The organism is Mesorhizobium sp. M7A.F.Ca.CA.003.01.2.1 (assembly GCF_003998945.1).
GTDB lineage: Bacteria > Pseudomonadota > Alphaproteobacteria > Rhizobiales > Rhizobiaceae > Mesorhizobium > Mesorhizobium ciceri.
On sequence record NZ_RZRA01001438.1, the window covers coordinates 1 to 856 of the forward strand.

The 856-nt window shown below is 62.9% G+C and carries 2 protein-coding genes; both read right to left on the reverse strand.

The annotated features are described in order from the left end of the window. Nucleotides 1–491: VOC family protein (locus EN969_RS33295; protein WP_127419868.1), on the reverse strand; the 491-nt coding region annotated here is incomplete at its 3' end. Nucleotides 492–568: 77 nt separating this feature from the next. Next, on the reverse strand, nt 569–856 hold a 288-nt coding region (locus tag EN969_RS33300), incomplete at its 5' end, for an ABC transporter ATP-binding protein (protein ID WP_164758762.1).

Consider the following 856-nt stretch of genomic DNA (forward strand, 5'->3'; position numbering starts at 1 on the left):
AAATAGAGGATGGTCTGGCCGGCGGCGGGTCCTTCCTTGACCGGCAATGGTCCCAAGCGTGTCTTGACGCCCTTGCCGTCGAGATAGGCTTTGGCAGCGGCGACGTCGTCGACATAGAAGGCGATGTGGAAGCCGCCGATGTCGCTGTTCTTTGGCGTCAGGTCCTTCTGGTCCGGTGCTGTGTATTTGAACAGCTCGATGTTCGAGCCGTAGCCACAACGCACCATGGTGACCTCTTCGATCACCGCCTTCGGATCGACGCCCAGGAGATCCTGCATGAAGGTGCCCTTGTCGTCGGCGAACGGGCCGAACGACATCGCCTTCTTGCAGCCGACCACTTCGGTGAAGAAGTCGACCGCCTGCTTCATGTCGGGAACCGTGATCCCGGTGTGGTCGTGGCCGCGCATGCCCGGGATCGAATCCGCCGAGGCCATGCCGGCGCTGCCGAGCATCGCGGCGGCGAGCGTTGCAATTGCGATTGTGGTCTTCATGTCAGTCCTCTCCATTTGGCGGGACTTGGTCTTTGTGGTCGCACGTCCGAGGCCCGCTCGTCGGCGTGCGTATGCATTCATGTCGGCGGCTTGGCTGCGGAAGGAATGTCGAGCCAGCTCGCATCGATCTCGGGCAGCGGAATGGCCGCGATGAGATCGCGCGTGTAGCTTTGCCGCGGCTTGTCGAACAAGGTGTCGGTGGCGCTCGCTTCGACGATCACGCCTTCGCGCATGACGATCACCTGCCGGCACAGCCGCCGGATGACCGACAGATCGTGGCTGATGAAAGCGACGGTCAGCCCCATCTCCGCGGCAAGCTCCTCCAGCAGGGTGAGGATCTGCGCCTGCGTCGAGACGTCGAGGCC